The organism is Jeotgalicoccus halotolerans, from assembly GCF_003387165.1.
GTDB classification, from domain to species: domain Bacteria; phylum Bacillota; class Bacilli; order Staphylococcales; family Salinicoccaceae; genus Jeotgalicoccus; species Jeotgalicoccus halotolerans.
This window is the reverse complement of sequence record NZ_QUMW01000008.1, coordinates 1-1691: the sequence shown is the minus strand read 5'-3', so window position 1 is coordinate 1691 and position 1691 is coordinate 1. Positions and strand designations below refer to the sequence as shown.

Here is a 1691-nt window from a genome sequence, read left to right as displayed (position 1 = left end):
AGATACCCGCATAAAAAAACGCACACGACAATCGTCGTGTGCGACCAAAATACTATTTTGTTTTTTTACCTGTCTACTTGACAGGGAGCAGTTCATTTCACGAAGACAGCTGGGTTTCTAAATTGAGTGTGCAAAATAACAGTTAAAACAGATACAAAATAGCTCCTAAAGTCACAAATTTACGCCGATTGTAAACTTTTATGACTAATTAAATATATTATTTTCATTTACTTATGTATATAATTATATTTTGAAAGCGGTATAATTAGTGATGATTAAAAAATTAAAATAATATAAAATAAAGGAGTTAATGAAATGAAAAGGGAAAAGAATACAGTAACTAGTTACATTTTAATCAGTGTGCTAATGTTGGCATCAGTATTTCAGACGTTTGTTCCGTCTTCAGAAGCTAAAGCGGCGGAGTTAAGCCAAGAAAATTTTGTAGATGATTTTTCAATTTCACCCGATACTTTGACACATGGTGAAGATACGCGAATAAGTATTAGTTTTTCTGATAAAAGTGGTAACAACATGAGCGTGGGGGACACTTTAACTTTACAGGTTCCCGAAAATTTAGAAGCAACAAGAGCTACTCAACTTTTAAAAAATAGTGAAGGAGTAACTTTTGGCGTTTGTGAAGTGTCTAGCAATCAAGTGAAGTGTACCTTCAATGAAATGGTAGAAAAATTAAATAATATTAGGGGGGAGTTCTTTTATACAGCGACTGCCGGTTTTGTAGAACCAGGATCAACAGTTGACTATACTACTAACTTAGGGACAAACTTAGACGGTAAAAACTACTCTATAACTGCCCTCGAAGGTGGAACAGAACCTGGTGTGTTCTTTTATAAAACAGGTGATATGTTGCCCTCTGACCCCGATCACGTAAGATGGTTTTTAAATGCCAATTTAAAGAAAGATTATTTGAACAGTGATATTAATATTCAAGATACAATTCAAGAAGGACAGGAATTAGTAGAAGATAGTTTCTCGATTACTATTGAGGATTACTTTGGTCAATCTAAAGTTCTAACAAAAGAAGAATTTGAAGCAGAGCAATATGGTACCGTCAGTATACATAACAATATGAGCTTTAATATTAATATATATCAAGATAAAGCAAGTACAAACGCGTTTTATATTATGTATCTAACTGAAATAACAGAAAACGGAAAAAAACAAGAAAAATTTGTGAATAATTATGAAACTGATTATACTATATTACATGAAGAACCAGTTAGTGAGTCTGGGACTCATGAGGTTAACAATCGATTTACTGGTGGGGGTGTTGAAGGCGACCCACCTTTACCAGGTACCGTCCGTATTATTAAAACTTTAAATAATGATGAAAATCTTCTGTTAGAAAATGTATCATTTAATATATTTAAAGCCGATGGGACACCAGTTAATAATGGCGAACCTATTATTACAAATAACGAGGGAATGGTTGAAGTAGCCAACTTACCAGCAGGCGAATATTACCTGCAGGAGATATCGGCGCCAAATCATATTGAGTTTGATGAAAATAATAAAATATTCTTCACGATAGAACCTAACTCTGATGAAGGCTTAATATTATCAATTAATAACAATATTGCAACGACATCAGTACCTGTAGAAAAAGTTTGGGAGCTTCAAGATAAAGAAGCCGAAACAGTCACGATTCATTTATTAGCAGATGGGGAGAGAGT

At 33.6% G+C, this 1691-nt stretch carries 1 protein-coding gene; it reads left to right on the top strand.

Going from position 1 to position 1691, the window contains the following annotated elements; translation table 11 throughout:
- Positions 1-315: 315 nt before the first annotated feature.
- Positions 316-1691: collagen binding domain-containing protein (locus tag DFR63_RS01180; RefSeq protein WP_245954102.1), on the top strand; the 1376-nt coding region annotated here is incomplete at its 3' end.